The organism is Corallococcus sp. AB049A (genome assembly GCF_003668885.1).
Lineage (GTDB): Bacteria > Myxococcota > Myxococcia > Myxococcales > Myxococcaceae > Corallococcus > Corallococcus interemptor.
The window spans coordinates 17,647-32,632 of sequence record NZ_RAWL01000043.1 but is presented as its reverse complement, the minus strand read 5'-3'; the positions used below and the strand labels follow the sequence as shown (position 1 = coordinate 32,632).

The window sequence follows — 14,986 nt, the reverse complement described above, 5'->3', positions numbered from 1 at the left end:
CGCCCCATCCCACGCGCAAGTCCATGGTGCGGCGCATCCTCCCGCTCAACGTGCGGCTGGTGACGACGGAGGACGGCAAGGTGCGCCGCTCGGCGTCGGGGGTCGTCATTGGCACGGAGGCCGGTGAGGCCGGGCCCGTCAGCTACGTGCTCACCAACGCGCACGCGGTGGAGCAGGGCGATCTGAAGGACCCCGTGCTCACGGTCGTACTGGACCGCCGCGCGGAGACGCACGAGTACGCCGCGGAGGTAGTGGCCTCGGGCGAGGTGCCGGACCTGGACCTGGCGCTGCTGCGCGTGACGGGCGTGACGTGGCCCGCGGCGGAGCTGGCGGCGGACGATGAGCTGGAGCCCGGCGAGGACGTGGTGGTGGCGGCGTCCCCGTACGGCCGCGCGCTGTCCATCTCCGGCGGCATGGTGTCCCAGGTGGAGTGGGACAAGCAGACGAAGCACCCGCGCATGCTGAAGACGGACGCGCCCATCGGGTACGGGGCCTCCGGCGGCGGCATCTTCAGCCTGGAGACGGGGCGGCTGTTGGCCATCGTGGAGGGCTACCGCACCGCGAAGGTGGACTTCGAGGTCGCGTCGCAGAACTTCAGCTTCGACGTGCCCATGCCCGGAGAGACCTTCGCCGCGCCCAGCGCCAAGGTGCGCGGCTTCCTCCAGGCCAAGGGCTTCGGCCGGCTGCTGGAGCGCTCCGCGGGCGCGGGGCCCCAGAAGACGGCCAGTCGCTGATCCGACAGCGGGCCGGCCAGGAATTGGTTCCGGCCCGCATCCGGCGTTACAGCTGCCGGCTCATCCTCTGGAGGGTTGGGCCGCATGTCCGCTCGGGGCAATTGGGATCAGTACTTCATGGACATCGCGCAGCAGGTGGCCACGCGCGCCACCTGCGACCGCAAGCACGTGGGCGCGGTGCTGGTGCGGGACAAGACCATCCTGTCCACCGGCTACAACGGCGCCATCCGCGGCCTGCCCCACTGCGATGAAGTGGGCCACATGATGGAGAACGGCCACTGCGTGGCCACCGTCCACGCGGAGGCCAACGCCATCATCCAGGCGGCGAAGAACGGCGTCGGCATCGACGGGGCCACCATCTACACGACCGCCAGCCCGTGCTGGCCGTGCTTCAAGCTGATCGCCAACAGCGGCTGCACCCGCATCGTCTTTGGTGAGTTCTACCGGGACCCGCGCATCTTCGAGTACGCCGCCCGGCTGGGGCTCCAGCTGGTGGGCCTGGGCGCCGCCGCGCAGCCTCCCGCGCCCGCCACCGGCACCTGAAGGCGGACGCGCTGTCCAGGGGTGGACAACCCCTGGACACGCTGATCGCCCGGGGCGGGTCTCCCGTTCGTTGAATGACACTTCTGAGTGGTCCTAAGTGGCTGTTCCGACACGGGAATTTTAGAACTCCGGCAAGAATTACCGACCCAGGGTTGACGATCCCAGGGGTGCTCCCTAAATCCTGGCCTCGGTTGGGCGGCGGCGGGGGTGGGGCGACGGAAATTCCCAGGAGTTCCAGGTGGTTAACTCATCTCTCATGGCCAGCAGTGTGCCTTCTGTCCAGGATGTGTCGGACCCGGTGGTGGGCGCGGCCCGCTACGACGCGGTTCCGCCCTTGATGGACAGCTTGCTGCACGACGTGCGCAATCCGCTCAACGCGCTGGCCATCCATCTCGAAGTGCTCTCCGAGAAGCTCAAGGGCGAGTCCGGCCAGGTGCCGGCCACGCAGGAGAAGAACCTCAAGGCGATGCGCGAGCAGATCGCTCGCGTGGACAGCCTGCTGAAGCTCTTCTCGGACTTCATCGTGTTTCGCGGGGCGGGCCCCTCCGGGGACGCGCCGCTGTCGGACGCCACCGGCAAGGCCCTGGACGTGCTGGGCCATGAGAGCCGCCGGCGCCGGCTTCAGGTCACGCGCGCCATCGAGCCGGAGGTCCAGGCCCGCATGGAGGACACCACGGAGCTGGGCTTCTTCCTGGTGCAGGTGCTGATGCGCGCGTTCCAGCGCGCGGAGTCCGGCGCCACCGTGGTGGTCGCGGTCCGCGCGGAGGGCCCTCAGGCGGTGCTGGAGGTGGTGGACGGTTCCTCGGCCCCCGAGCGGGCGACGGACACCGTCGCCGCGCTCACGCTCCGCGCGGCCCAGCTGGGCATCGAATTCGTCGTGGAGGCGGGCTCGTGCCGCCTCGTGTTCCCTCGCGCCTGAAGTTCCCCCCTTCGGTCGCGAACGGTCTTCCATCCGGTTTCATCACGCTTCATCGCAGTGGAGGTTTTCACCTTGGGCAGCGCACGAATCCTGGCCGTGGATGACGAACGTGAGACCTGCGAGGCCCTGGCGGAGATGTTGTCCGCCTGGGGTCACAAGGTTGAGACGGCGTTCGACGGGCATGACGCCCTCCGCAAGGCCGGTGAGTTCCGGCCCGACGTCGTCCTGTCGGATCTCGCCATGCCGGAGACGGACGGTCTGTGGCTGTTGCGCAACCTGCGCGACGAGCTGCCGGACTGCCCGGTGGTGTTCCTCACCGGCCGCGGCACCATCGACACCGCGGTGGAGTCCATCCGCGAGGGCGCCTACGACTTCATCGTGAAGCCGCTGGACACCGCGCGGCTCAAGGTCTGCATCGACCGCGCGCTGGAGAAGAAGGAGACCCTGCGCGAGGTGCAGACGCTCCGGCGCCGCCTCAAGCAGCTGGGCTCCACGGACCTCATCGCCGGCTCCACCGGGATGCGCAAGGTCATCGAGATGATCGAGAAGGTGGCCCCCTCCAAGGCCTCCGTCTCCATCAGCGGCGAGTCCGGCACGGGCAAGGAAGTCGTCGCCCGCACGGTGCACAACCTGTCCCTGCGCCGCGACAAGCCCTTCATCGCCATCAACTGCGCGTCCATCCCCGCGACGCTGATCGAGTCCGAGCTCTTCGGCCACGAGCGCGGCGCCTTCACCGGCGCGGATCAGCGCCGCCCGGGCGTGTTCGAGATGGCCCACGGCGGCACGCTCTTCCTGGACGAATTGGGCGAAATCCCCATCGACCTGCAGGCGAAGCTGCTGCGCGTGCTGGAAGAGGGCCGCCTGCGCCGGCTGGGCGGCAAGGTGGAGATCGAGGTGGACGTGCGCGTGCTGTCCGCCACGAACCGCGACCTGAAGCAGGAGATCAAGAACCAGCGCTTCCGCGAGGACCTCTACTTCCGCCTCAACGTGTTCCAGCTGCACCTGCCGCCCTTGCGCGAGCGCCGGGACGACGTGCCCATCCTGGTCCAGCACTTCGTGGACAAGTTCCGCGGGGACTCCGCCAAGCGCGTCTCCGGCGTGCACCCGGACGCGATGGAGGTGCTCAAGAACTACGACTGGCCGGGCAACATCCGCGAGCTGCGCAACGCCGTGGAGCGCGCCGTCATCCTCTGCGACGGGGAGCTGATCACCCGCGAGCACCTGCCGCCCGACATGGCCGGCAAGTCCCCGGAGCGCCACACGTTCAAGCTGCCGTTCGGCCTGAGCCTGGACGCCGTGGAGCGCGAGTACATCCTGGGCAGCCTGCAGCGCAACGGGAACAACAAGGCCCGCACGGCGGAGGTGCTGGGGGTGAGCGAGAAGACGCTCTACAACAAGCTCAACCGCTACGCGGCCGAGAACCGCGCCCAGGGCACCCCGGGTGGCGGGAGCCCCCTGGGCGGGCAGGGCAACGACGGCCCCATGAGCGCCAGCAGCTTCCTGACGCGCTGACCTGACAGGTAGGCAAGAGGGCCCGGATTCCGGGCCCTTGGCAGGGCACCTGGAGAGCGCGCACGGGGCCTCCCCAAGCCGGTTTAAACGGGCGGGGGAGGTCTCGAAAACCCCTGTCAATTCTTGACTTTTCCCCCCTGGACGGGGGATCCTCCGGGCCTCTCCCACCCGTTGGTGAGGGCCCGGCCGGGACGTCTCTTTTCGGGCCACGTCCGCCCCCCATGGTGCGGTCGTCCGACGTGAGTCATCTGGGGTGCCGCCGGGGGGGCACAAGGAAGGCCACAACGCAATGAGCGACGCGCGAGTTCTTCACTTCTTCGGCGGCAAGGGCGGGGTCGGCAAGACGACGCTTGCGGCAGCGTACGCGGTGAGGCTCTCCGAAGAAGTGCCCAAGCACCGGGTGCTGGTCGTCTCGTTGGATCCGGTCCAGTCCCTGTCGGACCTGGTGAAGAAGAAGCTGCCGGCGAAGCCCACGAAGCTCCAGGCGGGCAAGGGCGAGGGCGGCCTCTTCGGCGCGGAGCTCAACCCGCCCGCGCTGCTCAAGCCGTTCCTGGCGGAGTACCTGCCGGCGCTGGCGAAGGCGGCGGTGAAGGGCACGCACCTGTCGGACGAGGAGCTGGGCAAGCTCTACCAGCAGGCGGTGCCGGGGCTGGAGGAGCTGGTGGCGCTCTTCCACGTGGTGGACCTGCTGGAGTCGGGTGACTACGACCGCATCGTCGTGGACACGGCGCCCACCAGCCACACGCTCCGCCTGTTCGACCTGCCGGCGCAGCTGCGCAAGTTCCTGGGCTTCGTGAAGGCGGGCCAGGACCGCGCCGCCCCGGCCCCCAGCGGCAAGGGCAAGAAGGCCGCCGCGGCCGCCGCCGCGGAGGGCTCGGGTGGCTTCCTGGAGCAGGTGGGCCAGAAGGCGGAGAAGCTGCTGGCGCTGCTGAAGGATCCGGCGCGCACGGCCTTCCACCTGGTGGCGCTGGCGGAGCCGGTGCCGGAAGCGCAGACGCGCATGTACTTCACCCAGCTGCGCGAGCGCGGGCTGCCGGTGACGGAGGTGGTGGTCAACCAGGTGGAGGACCACGAGGGTTGCCCCGCGTGCCAGGGCCGCCGCGGCCTGCAGGCGCCGCACGTGCGCAAGTACCAGGCGCTGGACAAGAACGTGCCCGTGAACCTGCTGGGCCGCCGCGAGGTGGCACCCCGGGGGCTGGACGGGCTGAAGGAGTTCGCCAAGGAGTGGGCGGCGGGCAAGGAGACCAAGGCGCTGGAGTTCAGCGCGGCCGAAGGGCCTCCGGCGCTGGTGCGCGCCCCGTCCATGCCTCCCATCGCGGCGCCTCCGCTGCCGCCCACGCGGCTCATCTTCTTCGTGGGGCAGGGCGGGGTGGGCAAGTCCTCCTGCGCGGCCGCCGCGGCGGTGACGCTGACGGAGAAGGAGGGGCCGGTGCTCCTCATCTCCACGGACCCCGCGCACTCGCTGTCGGACGTGCTGCAGAGCCGCCTGACGGACACCGAGACGCAGGTGAAGGGCACCAAGGGCCTGTACGCGCGCGAGCTGGACATGGCGGGCTGGTTCAATGCCCTGCGCAAGCGCCTGAAGGAGAAGGCGGAGAAGGCCTTCGAGGGCGCGCCCAAGGCGGGCAACGACGTGCCGGCGGACCTGCTCTACCTGCGCAACCTGCTGGAGTGCGCGCCCCCGGGCATCGACGAGCTGGCGGCCATGTCCGTGCTGACGGACGCGCTGGTGCAGGAGCGCTTCAAGCGCATCGTGGTGGACTCGTCTCCGCAGGTGACCAACGTCCGCGTGGTGGAGCTGGCGGACACGGCGAAGACGTGGCTGGGCGCGCTGCACGGCATCCTCAACAAGCACCGCGCCAAGGGCCTGGGCGAGCTGGCGGATGATCTGGCGGCGATGCTCAAGCACGTGAAGCGCTTCGAGGACGCGCTGGCGTCCCCCAGTGAGTCGCGCTTCGTCGTCGTGACGCGCGGCGAGGACCTGGCGGCGTCCCGCACGGAGCGGCTGGTGGAGTACCTGAAGGAGAAGAAGCTCCAGGTGGAGCGCGTGCTCGTCAACCGCGTGGGCCCCAAGTCCACCTGCGACAAGTGCGAGAACCGCCGCAAGCTGGAGCTCAACGCGGCCAAGGCCATGGAGAAGAAGATTGGCCTGCCCGTGACGATGGCGCCCGCGCTGGGCCGTCACCCCGCGGGGCTCCGCGAGCTGAAGGCGTTCCGCACCGCCTGGTACGCGCTGTCCGCGCCGCCGGCGAAGGTCAAGGCCGCCTGATTCAGTGAGGGCCCGGCAGCAGCTGGGTCAGGGGCAGCCGGTGGGGATACGCCCGGCGCGCCTGGCCCAGCAGGTCCAGGGCGCTCGCCTTGAGCGAGCGCACCGCCGGAGCCGCCGGCACCTGGAGGTGCTGGCTGAGCACCCAGCCCGGACCGATGAGCATCAGCGCCACCGCCGGCACGATGCACAGGGTCACCACCACGCTGGCGCCGCCCACCGTTCCCAGCACGCGCAGCACCGGGGATGACTGGATGCGCGGGCGCTGAAGGGCCGCGAGGATGCGCGCGAAGAGGGCGCCGCCCACCAGCCCCAGCACCGTGGCCAGCCCCCAGCTCAGCCCACCCACCGGCGTGCCGAGCACCGGCTCCAACAGCTGGGGCGCCGAGGCTCCCAGCACGAAGGCGAGGACGAAGGGCGCGGCGGCGATGATGGCGACCAGCCCCCAGTGTCTTGCGTTCAGTCGGTGCACTGCTTTCCCCCTCCGCTACGGACGGGAAGGTGGGCACCGGCAGGCAGGCGCGCCAGGGCGGGGCTCCCTGGAGGCGTGTAGGCGTGCACAGGACGTCATTTCACTTCACGTCAGGCCTCGCACTCCGACGGGTTGTCGGAGAAGGCGCCCAGGGGCTCCGGGAAGGTGAGGGCGCCCGCCGCGCTGAGCGTCCCGGTGATGGGCGCGGATCCGGGGAGCTTCACCTCCACCGTGCGGCCCCGGACGGTGTACGTGCCCGGGGTCCGGGACTCGCGGGGCGTGCCGGAGTCATCCACGTCCTTCCTCCAGAGCTCCACGCGGCCCTTGTCCTGGAACTTCAGGGCCCGGGTGGTGCCGTAGACGCCCACGCCGGGGCCGTACCAGGACACCGCCTTGAGGAGGGCCGGCACGTCGGCCTCCTTCTCGGGCGTGCGCCCCAGCAGCTTCTGCCAGCCGAGTGTGTCCCGGATGACGTCCAGGTCCCGGTCCTCCCTGGCCCGCTGGAGGCGGCGCGCGTCCAGGCGCACGGCGGTGGCCAGCTTCTCCACGATGACGTCGCGGTGGGCGCTGTACTCGCAGACCTTGCCCTGCTTGCGCAGGACGCCCAGGGTGGCCGCGGCGTTGTAGTGGGCCAGGGCGTAGTCCGGGGTGGCTTGGGCGGCCTGCTGGAATTTCTCCAGCGCCTCCGGAAAGTGGCCGGACTGGTACAGCCGGAACCCCTGCGTGTTGAGGGCCCGGCCAGAGGGGGCCGGTGCCGCCGCCGGAGCGGCGTTGAGCGCCAGGGCCAGGGAGAGGGCGAGGATCATGTGGCTCCAGACGGGCAGTGCCCCCGGACATTCCAGGGGGGTGCGTAACCGCTTGCGCGTTGAAAGGCCTGAACCCTGGTGCTAGTTCGGCGCCATGGCAACCGGCATTGGCTACGCGCTCGACTTCGAGCGCCCGCTCATCGAGCTGGAGAAGAAGATCGAGGAGCTCAAGGCCCTCTCCACCAGCGGCACGGCGGATTTCTCCTCTGAAATCTCCAAGTTGGAGAAGAAGGCGAAGAAGCTCCAGGCGGAGATCTTCAGCGACCTGACCCGCTGGCAGATGGTGCAGCTGTCGCGTCACAACGCGCGGCCGTACTTCCTGGACTACGTCCAGCACCTCTTCACCGACTTCTTCGAGCTGTGCGGCGACCGGCACTTCGGCGAGGACCCGTCCATCGTCGGCGGCTTCGCGCGCTTCGACGGCAAGACGGTGATGCTCATCGGCCACCAGAAGGGCCGCAACACGCGCGAGAACATGGCCCGCAACTTCGGCATGCCGCGCCCGGAGGGCTACCGCAAGGCGCGCCGGCTGATGGAGCTGGCCGAGCGGATGGAGAAGCCCATCCTCACCTTCGTGGATACGCCGGGCGCGTACCCGGGCATTGGCGCGGAGGAGCGCGGCCAGGCGGAGGCCATCGCAGTGAACCTGGAGGTCATGAGCCGGCTGCGCGTGCCCATCATCTCCACGGTGATTGGCGAGGGCGGCTCCGGCGGCGCGCTGGCCATCGGCGTGGGCAACCGCGTGCTGATGCTCCAGAACAGCGTCTACTCCGTCATCACCCCGGAGGGCTGCGCGTCCATCCTCTTCCGTGACGCCAGCAAGGCGGACAAGGCCGCGGACGCCATGCGTCCCACCGCGCCGGACCTGCTGGAGATGAAGATCATCGACGAGGTGGTCCCCGAGCCCCCGGGCGGCGCGCACCGCGACCCGGCCAAGGCGGCGGAAGCGCTGGGCAAGGCGCTCCGCAAGCACCTGGGTCAGCTGGCGGAGCTGCGGCCGGATGCACTGGTTCGCGACCGCTACGACAAGTTCCGCGCCTTCGGCGTGTTCACCGGCAAATAGAGGTTTCTTCACCCATGCGACCGCTCGTTCCTCCCTACGTCGAGACGCTCAAGGCCTACGTCCCGGGCAAGCCCATCGAGGAGACCGAGCGGGAGTACGGCCTCAAGGGCGTCATCAAGCTGGCCTCCAACGAGAACCCGCTGGGCCCGTCGCCCCGCGCGGTGGAGGCCATGCGCAACGCCGCCGCGCAGGTGAACCTGTATCCGGACGCCACCAGCTTCCACCTGGTGCGCCGGCTGGCCGCGCACCTGGGCGTGAAGCCGGAAGAGGTCGTGCTGGGCAGCGGCTCCAACGAGCTGATTGAGCTGCTGATCCGCACGTTCACGACGCCCGAGGAGGAGATCCTCCTGTGCAAGGGGTCGTTCCCCGCGTACCGCATCTCCGCGCAGGCGCACGGCCGTGCGTTCGTGGAGGTGCCCATGCGCGAGGGCTTCCGCTACGACCTGGAGGCCATGGCCCGCGCCGTCACGCCGCGCACGCGCATGGTGTTCCTGGCCAACCCGGACAACCCCACGGGCACCACCTTCGGGCGCAAGGACCTGGAGACGTTCCTGGCGGCGGTGCCCAAGGACGTGCTCGTCGTCCACGACGAGGCCTATGCGGAGTTCGTGGACTGGCCCGACTACGCGAGCGCCGTGGAGCTGTTCCACGCGCACCCGAACCTGGTGGGGCTGCGCACCTTCAGCAAGATCCACGGGCTGGCCGGCATCCGGTTGGGAAGCGCGGTGATGGACGCGAAGCTCGCGGGCTACGTGCACCGCACGCGCATGCCGTTCAACCTGACCACGGTGGCGCAGGCGGCGGGCATGGCCGCGCTGGAGGACGCGGAGCACGTGAAGCGCACGCGCGAGAACAACCGCGTGGGGCTGCGCTTCTACGGGGAAGAGCTGCCGAAGCTGGGGCTCACCCTGACGGACAGCCACGCGAACTTCGTCTTCGTGGACTGCCACCGCCCGTCCGGTGAGGTGTACGAGCAGCTGTTGCGCCGGGGCGTCATCGTCCGGCCCATGGCGGGCAACGGCCACCCGACCTGCCTGCGCATCTCCGTGGGCACGCCCCAGGAGAACGCGCGCTGCGTGGCCGCGCTCAAGGAGGCCCTGTCATGAGCGCGCGTCCGTTCATCGTCGCCATCGACGGGCCGGCCGGGGCGGGCAAGTCCTCCGTGTCCAAGCTGCTGGCGCGGCGGCTGGGCTTCGCGCTGGTGGACACGGGCGCCATCTACCGCTGCGTGGCGCTGATGGCCTCGCGCGAGGGCATCGCGTTCGACGACGACGCGAAGCTGGGCGAGCTGCTCGGGCGCGTGCGCATCCACTTCCAGGTGGTGGGCGAGGAGAACCACGTCTTCCTGGGTGGCGAGGACGTGTCGTCGGAGATCCGCACGCCGCCCATCTCCATGGGCGCGTCGCAGGTGTCCGGGCGGCCGGTGGTGCGCGCGGGGCTCCTGGCGCTCCAGCGGCGGCTGGCGCTGGAGGCGGCGTCGGGCGCCATCCTGGAAGGCCGCGACATCGGCACGGTGGTGTTCCCGGACGCGGACGTGAAGTTCTTCCTCCAGGCGAACCCGGAGGTGCGGGCGCGCCGCCGCTTCGAGGAGCTGTTCCAGAAGGGCGTGGACAGCAGCCTGGAGGGCGTCCTCCAGGACCAGACGCGCCGCGATGCCGCGGACTCCGGCCGCGAGGTGGCGCCCCTGAAGCCCGCCGACGACGCGGTGCACGTGGACTCCAGCAGCATGCCGTTGTCGGAGGTGGTGCAGTCGCTGGAGCACGAAATCGAGCGCCGCCGGGCCTCGCGCGGCGCCTGAATTTCGGCTCCGGAGCCCGTCAGAAGCTGACGCCGTCCGTGGAGGGCGCGGGCACCGTCATGGCCAGCCGGGCCTGGGTGCCGTCCTTCTCGTAGAAGCGGTGGTAGAGGTACAGGTCCGCCACCACCTGCTTCACGTAGCCGCGCGTCTCCCGGTACGGGATGGACTCCACGAAGAGGTCCAGGGGCATGGAGCCGCGCTCCTGCGTCCAGCGCACCGCCGCCTTGGGGCCCGCGTTGTAGGCCGCCGCCGCGAGGGCAGGGTGCGCGAAGCGCTTCATCAGCTGCGCCAGGTACCACGCGCCGTAGCGGATGTTGCGCTCCGGGGCGAAGAGGTCCGCCGGCGCGGGCGCGGGCTCCGCCATCTTCTGGGCGATCTCCGTCGCCGTGGGCGGGATGATCTGCATGAGGCCGCGCGCGTCCGCCGCGCTCATGACCTCCGGCCGGAAGGCGCTCTCACGCCGCATGATGGCCCACACGAGGAACGGATCCAACGCCTGCCGCGTGGCCTCCGTCTCCACCGCCTGGGCGAACGCGCGCGGGTAGAACGCGGCCAGCGCGTCCGGCGCCTTCGCCCCGAAGGCCCGGCCCCACAGGTGGCGCGCCGCCACGACGTGCGCGTGGCCGAACTCGCCCAGCTGCAGGAGCGCGTGCGCGAACGGCAGCGCCTGGTCCGGGCCGCGCAGGTCCGACACGCGTGACTGCACCTCGTCCGCCGCGTCGCGGAAGAGCCCCGCGCGCGTCAGCGCCACGGCCAATTCCAGCTCTGGCGGGCGGGGCAGGGTGAGCTGCTTCGGAGGCTGCGGGAAGGCCGCGGGCGGCGTGCGGCCCAGCTCGCGCAGCCGCTCCGTGGCGAGCAGCGCGTAGAACGACGCGGGCGCGGCGCTGATGACGGCTTCGTAGGCCGGGCCCACCGTGGCCGCCTTGCCGCCGCCCAGCTCCTCCGTGCGCGCCATCCAGTAGCGCGCCTGCGGCGCCATGCTCGTCTTCGGGTAGGCCGCGACCAGGTCATCCAGCGCCTGGCGCGCCTTCGCGTACTGCTCCAGCCGGATGTGCGAGAGGGCGCGGAACCACATCGCTTCGTCGCGGCGGCGCGAGCCCTTGTAGCGCTTCTCGTAGTCCGCGAAGGACTTCGTCGCGTCCTCGAAGCGGCCGCCCTGCATGTCCAGCCACGCGGCGAAGAACGCGCCCTCCTCACCGGCGGCCTGGGACGGATAGGCCTTGTCCAGCGCGGCCATCAGCTTGCGCGCCTTCTCGTTGTCGTCCGAGCGCAGCGCCCGGCGCGCCACCACCAGCGCGGCCTCCGCGGCGATGGCCGGCGGCCCCTTGCGCGCCACGGCGAGCGCCTTCTCCGCGTCCTCGCGCTTGCCCTGCGCGAAGAGCACCTGCGCGCGCAGGAGCGCCACCTGCGCCTGGGCGGGAGCGCCCTTCACCAGCGCGCGCTTCTCCGCCGTCGCCAGCTCCTCCTCGGCCCGCGCCGGCGCGTCGCTGGACAGGAAGCCCTTCGCGCGCTGGAGGTGTTCGGGCAGGGTGAGCTTCACCGCGGGCTTCAGCGCGGCCAGCTGCTCCAGCGCCTCGTTCGCGTAGGGGTGGGCGGGGAAGCGCAGCGCCACGGACTTCAGGTCCGCGCGCAGGCCCGCCGCGTTGCCGGTGGCCGCGCGCGTCTGGGCGCGCTGGAAGAGCAGCTCCGCGGTGGGCTGCGCCGCCGCCGCCGACTCCAGCACCGGGGCCGCGTCCTTGGGCCGGTGTGCGTCCAGGAGCGACTCGCCCAGGCGGGCGCGGGCGCGCACGGCCAGGGCCGGGGAGGCCTTCTTCAGCGCCCGCTCGAAGTCCTTCGCGGCGCCGTTCGGGTCGCCCGCGTAGAAGCGCGCCTGGCCCAGGTAGAAGGCGTGGAAGGCCTCCAGGGGCGCGGGCGCCGCGTGGCGGGTGAGCAGGTCCCGCGCCTGGGCAGCCTCCCCGTCCGAGAGGACGAGGGTGCCAGCGAGCAGGCCCAGGCGGCCGGCATCCGGGCACTTCGCCTTCTCACAGGCGGCGAGCTCCGCCTGGGCGAGCGCCGCCGCGTCGGACCGGTGCAGGCGGACGGCCTCCAGCGTCGCCGGAGACTGCCCCAGCGCCACCCCCGTCACCCAACCCGCCACCCAGCCGGTCCAACTCATGGAATTCTTCCTTTCACTTCGCGGCCTTGCGGCTTTCGAACGAGAGGTTTGCAGTCGACATTCCCCACCAGGTGGGCGGGGGTCGGTTTGACAGTCGGCCCGACAAGTCCTAGATCCCGCCGCCGCGGGCTGGTCCCGCGGGGTTGTCGACCCGTTGCGCTATCCGGAGGGAATCCTTACGTTGCGCCGCCGTTGAGCGCTACTCCGGACCGATGTGTGTCAGTCAGACCTGTCGTCGGTAGCACTGCTCGTTCACAGACCTCGGGGGGGGAAACAGCTCATAGGGGAGGCTCCATGAAGCCGTGTCCGTCCGATCTGCCGCAGACCATCAATCCCGAAGCCGGCCCGAAGCGGGCAGGCGTCGAGACGCATCGCAACCTGAACTGCAACCACTACGACAACTGCCTCGATGAGGCCGTGCGTCGCGGCTGGCAGTCGTTCACGTGCATGAAGTGCCCGATGTACGCCAACCTCGCGCCTCCGCAGATGGGGCTGGAGGCGTACGCCACGCAGCGCCGTCCTGTCTAACCGGGACGTCTGACATGCGGCCCGTTACCCAGGGCCCGCGCGAGCTGACACCCGGTCACGCCCGAAGTCGGACGTGGCCGGAGTCCGCGTGGACGGTCCCCACCGGAGCCGCTGGCTTCAGGGGACCGCCGCGTAGATGACGGCCACCCAGTACTGGCCCTGTCCGAAGCGCTTGGAGTTGCCCCGCACCAGTCCCACGCCCACCCGGGTGTAGGTGGCGGTGGCCAGGCTGCGCGATTCCGGAACGGCGCTCGGGTCGCCCACGACGAAGAAGTCCACCGACGCGGTGCCCGCGTCCGGCAGGGCGGAGAACACCCGCTCGTGCAGGGGAGATGGTTCTCCGTCCCCGGGGTTGGGCTCGTCCTGCGCCAGCGCGCGGCGGGCATGGTCGCGCGCCAGCCGCTCCAAAGCTTCGCTGCGCACCAGGGGCGGCAGCTTGAGGGTGGCGCGGTGCCGCGTCAGGGCCTCGTAGACGTCCGACACCGGGTCCGCCGGGAGCGCCGCGCCAGGGGACGCCGCCGTGAACACTTCCGTGATGATGGCCTGGTCCCGGCCGTCCACCTTCTGGAACGCCGCGCCCACGCCCATGAAGCGGAACGCGGGGTCCAGCAGGTTCTTGCGGTGGCCGGGGCTGTGCTCGATGCCGAAGTGCGCCGCGAGCGGGCCCGCCGCCAGGCCCAGGTTCTCACCGGCGCGCACGTAGCGCGTGCCCTCCGGGAGGCGTTTGGTGAGCGTGGAGCCGTCCGGCGCGATGTGCGCGAAGAAGCCCTCCGTCGCCATGCGCGTGCTGTAGCGCAGCGACACCTCCTCCAGCGCCGGGTCCGGCGTGAGCTCCGGCAGCTTGTGCGCGCGGCGCAGGGTGTTGATGCGCTCGTAGAGGGCGGTGCGCGCCTCGGCGAGCGTGGTGGGCTCGCGCTGCGCTTCCTGCCCACCGCGCGCGGTACGGGCCCCCACCTGCACCAGGAACAGCGACGTCACCTCCGGCCCCGCGTCCGCCTGGCCCACCACCTCCACGGTGTAGCCGCCGGGCGTGTCGAAGCCCACCAGGGCACAGAAGCCGTTGGTGCCGGACGGCGCGCGGCTGAGGGCCACGGCCTCCACCTCGCCATCCGGCCGGGTGACGAAGACCTGCGGGCTGCGCAGCGGCGGCACCAGCCGGCCGCACACGCGCTTCTCCGTGCCGGCCTTGGCGATCGTCCGGGGGAAGGGGAGCACCTCCGCCTTGCGGTCGGAGGTGAGCAGCACCAGCGCGGCGCGCTCGCCCAGGAAGGCCACGCCCACGCCGAAGTGGCTGACGCGCTCGTCGTTGAAGTCCGTGCGCGCGAGGAATGTCTCGATGGCGTGCGCGTGCACCCAGGCGCGGATGACCAGCACCTTGGGGGATGGATCCGCGGCGCCCGAGTCGCTGACCGCCTCCGTCAGCGTGAGCAGGTCCGGGGCGCCGGTGGTGAACTCGCTCAGCGCCTCGCGCGCGAGCCTCCGGGCCGCGGCCTCCAGCGCCTTGTCGTTCGTGGGGGCGCGGCGGCCCACGCGTTCGAACTCGCGCAGCACGTGCAGCCGGGCCCGGGCCTCCTGGGCCTGGGGCGTCTCCTCCGGCACGGGAGGCGGAACGTCCTGGCCCTCGGGGATGGAGACGGAGGCGACCGTGGGGGGCGGCGGCGCGGCGGACGCGATGGGTGCGCTTGCGAGCAGCAGCCCCAGGAGCACGCCCCTCATCGCGGCACCAGCTGGAAGACGAGCGTCTTCACGGTGCCGGGGCCCAGCTTCTCGTTGAGCCGTTCGCGCAGGGACTCCTCCTGGCGGGAGAGGACCTGGGCCCACTCGGCGCTCTCCACGGAGATGATCAGCGTGGTGCCTTCCAGCTGGTGGGGGCGGCTGTGGCGCGCGATGTTCTCACCCACGGCGGCGGTCCAGAGCGGCGTCAGCGACGACGCACGGCCCGACTCTCCCGCCAGGCGCGCCAGCACCCGGGGCATCAGGCTCTCCAAGGTCTTCGGTTCGCCGCGCGCCATCGTCCGGGGATTCTGGAACCCCTGGCGGCGGAAGCCAACCGACACTTGCCTGCCCGCCCGTCGGATTTTCCCGCAGCCGCCGGCCCGGGGCGTTCAGCGAAAGCGGTTCTGGCGCCTTCCCCGGTCGCGCGGCGGGCCTTCCCCTTGTAAGGTCGGGGCAAGGCCGGTCCCCCTCGGA

14 protein-coding genes are annotated in these 14,986 nt (G+C 71.1%); 9 read left to right on the top strand and 5 right to left on the bottom strand.

Annotated elements, in window-relative coordinates; genetic code table 11:
• From D7X55_RS07320 to D7X55_RS07300, 5 genes are all read left to right on the top strand, one after another.
• A partial coding sequence (locus D7X55_RS07320) for a S1C family serine protease (protein ID WP_147470044.1) occupies window positions 1-734 on the top strand: 734 nt, incomplete at its 5' end.
• Window positions 735-818: 84 nt separating this feature from the next.
• Entirely contained in the window at window positions 819-1,277 is a 459-nt protein-coding gene (locus tag D7X55_RS07315) for a cytidine/deoxycytidylate deaminase family protein (protein WP_120551930.1), read from the top strand.
• Window positions 1,278-1,533: 256 nt separating this feature from the next.
• Window positions 1,534-2,196, top strand: a complete 663-nt coding sequence (locus tag D7X55_RS07310; RefSeq protein ID WP_199746888.1) for a HAMP domain-containing histidine kinase — start codon at window positions 1,534-1,536, stop codon at window positions 2,194-2,196.
• Window positions 2,197-2,268: 72 nt separating this feature from the next.
• Window positions 2,269-3,708, top strand: a complete 1,440-nt coding sequence (gene nla6, locus D7X55_RS07305; RefSeq protein ID WP_120551928.1) for an enhancer binding protein Nla6 — start codon at window positions 2,269-2,271, stop codon at window positions 3,706-3,708.
• 289 nt (window positions 3,709-3,997) lie between these two features.
• Window positions 3,998-5,977 carry an ArsA family ATPase gene (locus D7X55_RS07300; protein ID WP_121722632.1) on the top strand — a complete coding sequence of 660 codons (1,980 nt, stop codon included), beginning with the start codon at window positions 3,998-4,000 and terminating at the stop codon, window positions 5,975-5,977.
• 1 nt (window position 5,978) lies between these two features.
• Here the strand turns inward: D7X55_RS07300 and D7X55_RS07295 are convergent, their stop codons facing one another.
• Both D7X55_RS07295 and D7X55_RS07290 read right to left on the bottom strand, forming a co-directional pair.
• Window positions 5,979-6,446 (bottom strand): hypothetical protein, encoded by a 468-nt coding sequence (locus D7X55_RS07295; protein WP_120547528.1) that lies wholly within the window; start codon window positions 6,444-6,446, stop codon window positions 5,979-5,981.
• A gap of 110 nt (window positions 6,447-6,556) precedes the next feature.
• On the bottom strand, window positions 6,557-7,252 hold the full coding sequence (locus tag D7X55_RS07290) for a tetratricopeptide repeat protein (protein WP_121722631.1): 696 nt from the start codon (window positions 7,250-7,252) through the stop codon (window positions 6,557-6,559).
• 94 nt (window positions 7,253-7,346) lie between these two features.
• Here D7X55_RS07290 and D7X55_RS07285 point away from each other — a divergent pair, with 94 nt between their 5' ends.
• Genes D7X55_RS07285 through cmk form a run of 3 tightly spaced genes read left to right on the top strand, consistent with a single transcriptional unit; the run spans window position 7,347 to window position 10,113 of the window.
• Entirely contained in the window at window positions 7,347-8,315 is a 969-nt protein-coding gene (locus D7X55_RS07285; protein WP_120547530.1) for an acetyl-CoA carboxylase carboxyltransferase subunit alpha, read from the top strand.
• A 14-nt stretch (window positions 8,316-8,329) separates the two neighbouring features.
• Window positions 8,330-9,421: a histidinol-phosphate transaminase gene (gene hisC, locus D7X55_RS07280; protein ID WP_121722630.1), complete on the top strand. Its 1,092-nt coding sequence runs from the start codon at window positions 8,330-8,332 to the stop codon at window positions 9,419-9,421.
• Window positions 9,418-10,113, top strand: coding sequence for a (d)CMP kinase (cmk, locus tag D7X55_RS07275; protein WP_121722629.1), 696 nt, complete (start codon window positions 9,418-9,420; stop codon window positions 10,111-10,113). Before hisC ends, cmk begins: the two co-directional genes overlap by 4 nt.
• Before the next feature lie 19 nt (window positions 10,114-10,132).
• Here the strand turns inward: cmk and D7X55_RS07270 are convergent, their stop codons facing one another.
• The gene (locus tag D7X55_RS07270) at window positions 10,133-12,268 is read right to left on the bottom strand and encodes a transglycosylase SLT domain-containing protein (protein ID WP_121722628.1); all 2,136 of its coding nucleotides are present in this window, start codon (window positions 12,266-12,268) and stop codon (window positions 10,133-10,135) included.
• 294 nt (window positions 12,269-12,562) lie between these two features.
• Between D7X55_RS07270 and D7X55_RS07265 the strand changes: the two genes are divergently transcribed.
• Window positions 12,563-12,796 (top strand): hypothetical protein, encoded by a 234-nt coding sequence (locus D7X55_RS07265; RefSeq protein ID WP_014396719.1) that lies wholly within the window; start codon window positions 12,563-12,565, stop codon window positions 12,794-12,796.
• A 117-nt stretch (window positions 12,797-12,913) separates the two neighbouring features.
• Here D7X55_RS07265 and D7X55_RS07260 read toward each other — a convergent pair whose 3' ends face one another.
• Window positions 12,914-14,512, bottom strand: coding sequence for a CAP domain-containing protein (locus D7X55_RS07260; RefSeq protein WP_199746887.1), 1,599 nt, complete (start codon window positions 14,510-14,512; stop codon window positions 12,914-12,916).
• Window positions 14,509-14,808 (bottom strand): DciA family protein, encoded by a 300-nt coding sequence (locus D7X55_RS07255; protein ID WP_120547534.1) that lies wholly within the window; start codon window positions 14,806-14,808, stop codon window positions 14,509-14,511. The genes D7X55_RS07260 and D7X55_RS07255 overlap by 4 nt, the downstream gene beginning before the upstream one ends.
• Window positions 14,809-14,986: the final 178 nt, after the last annotated feature.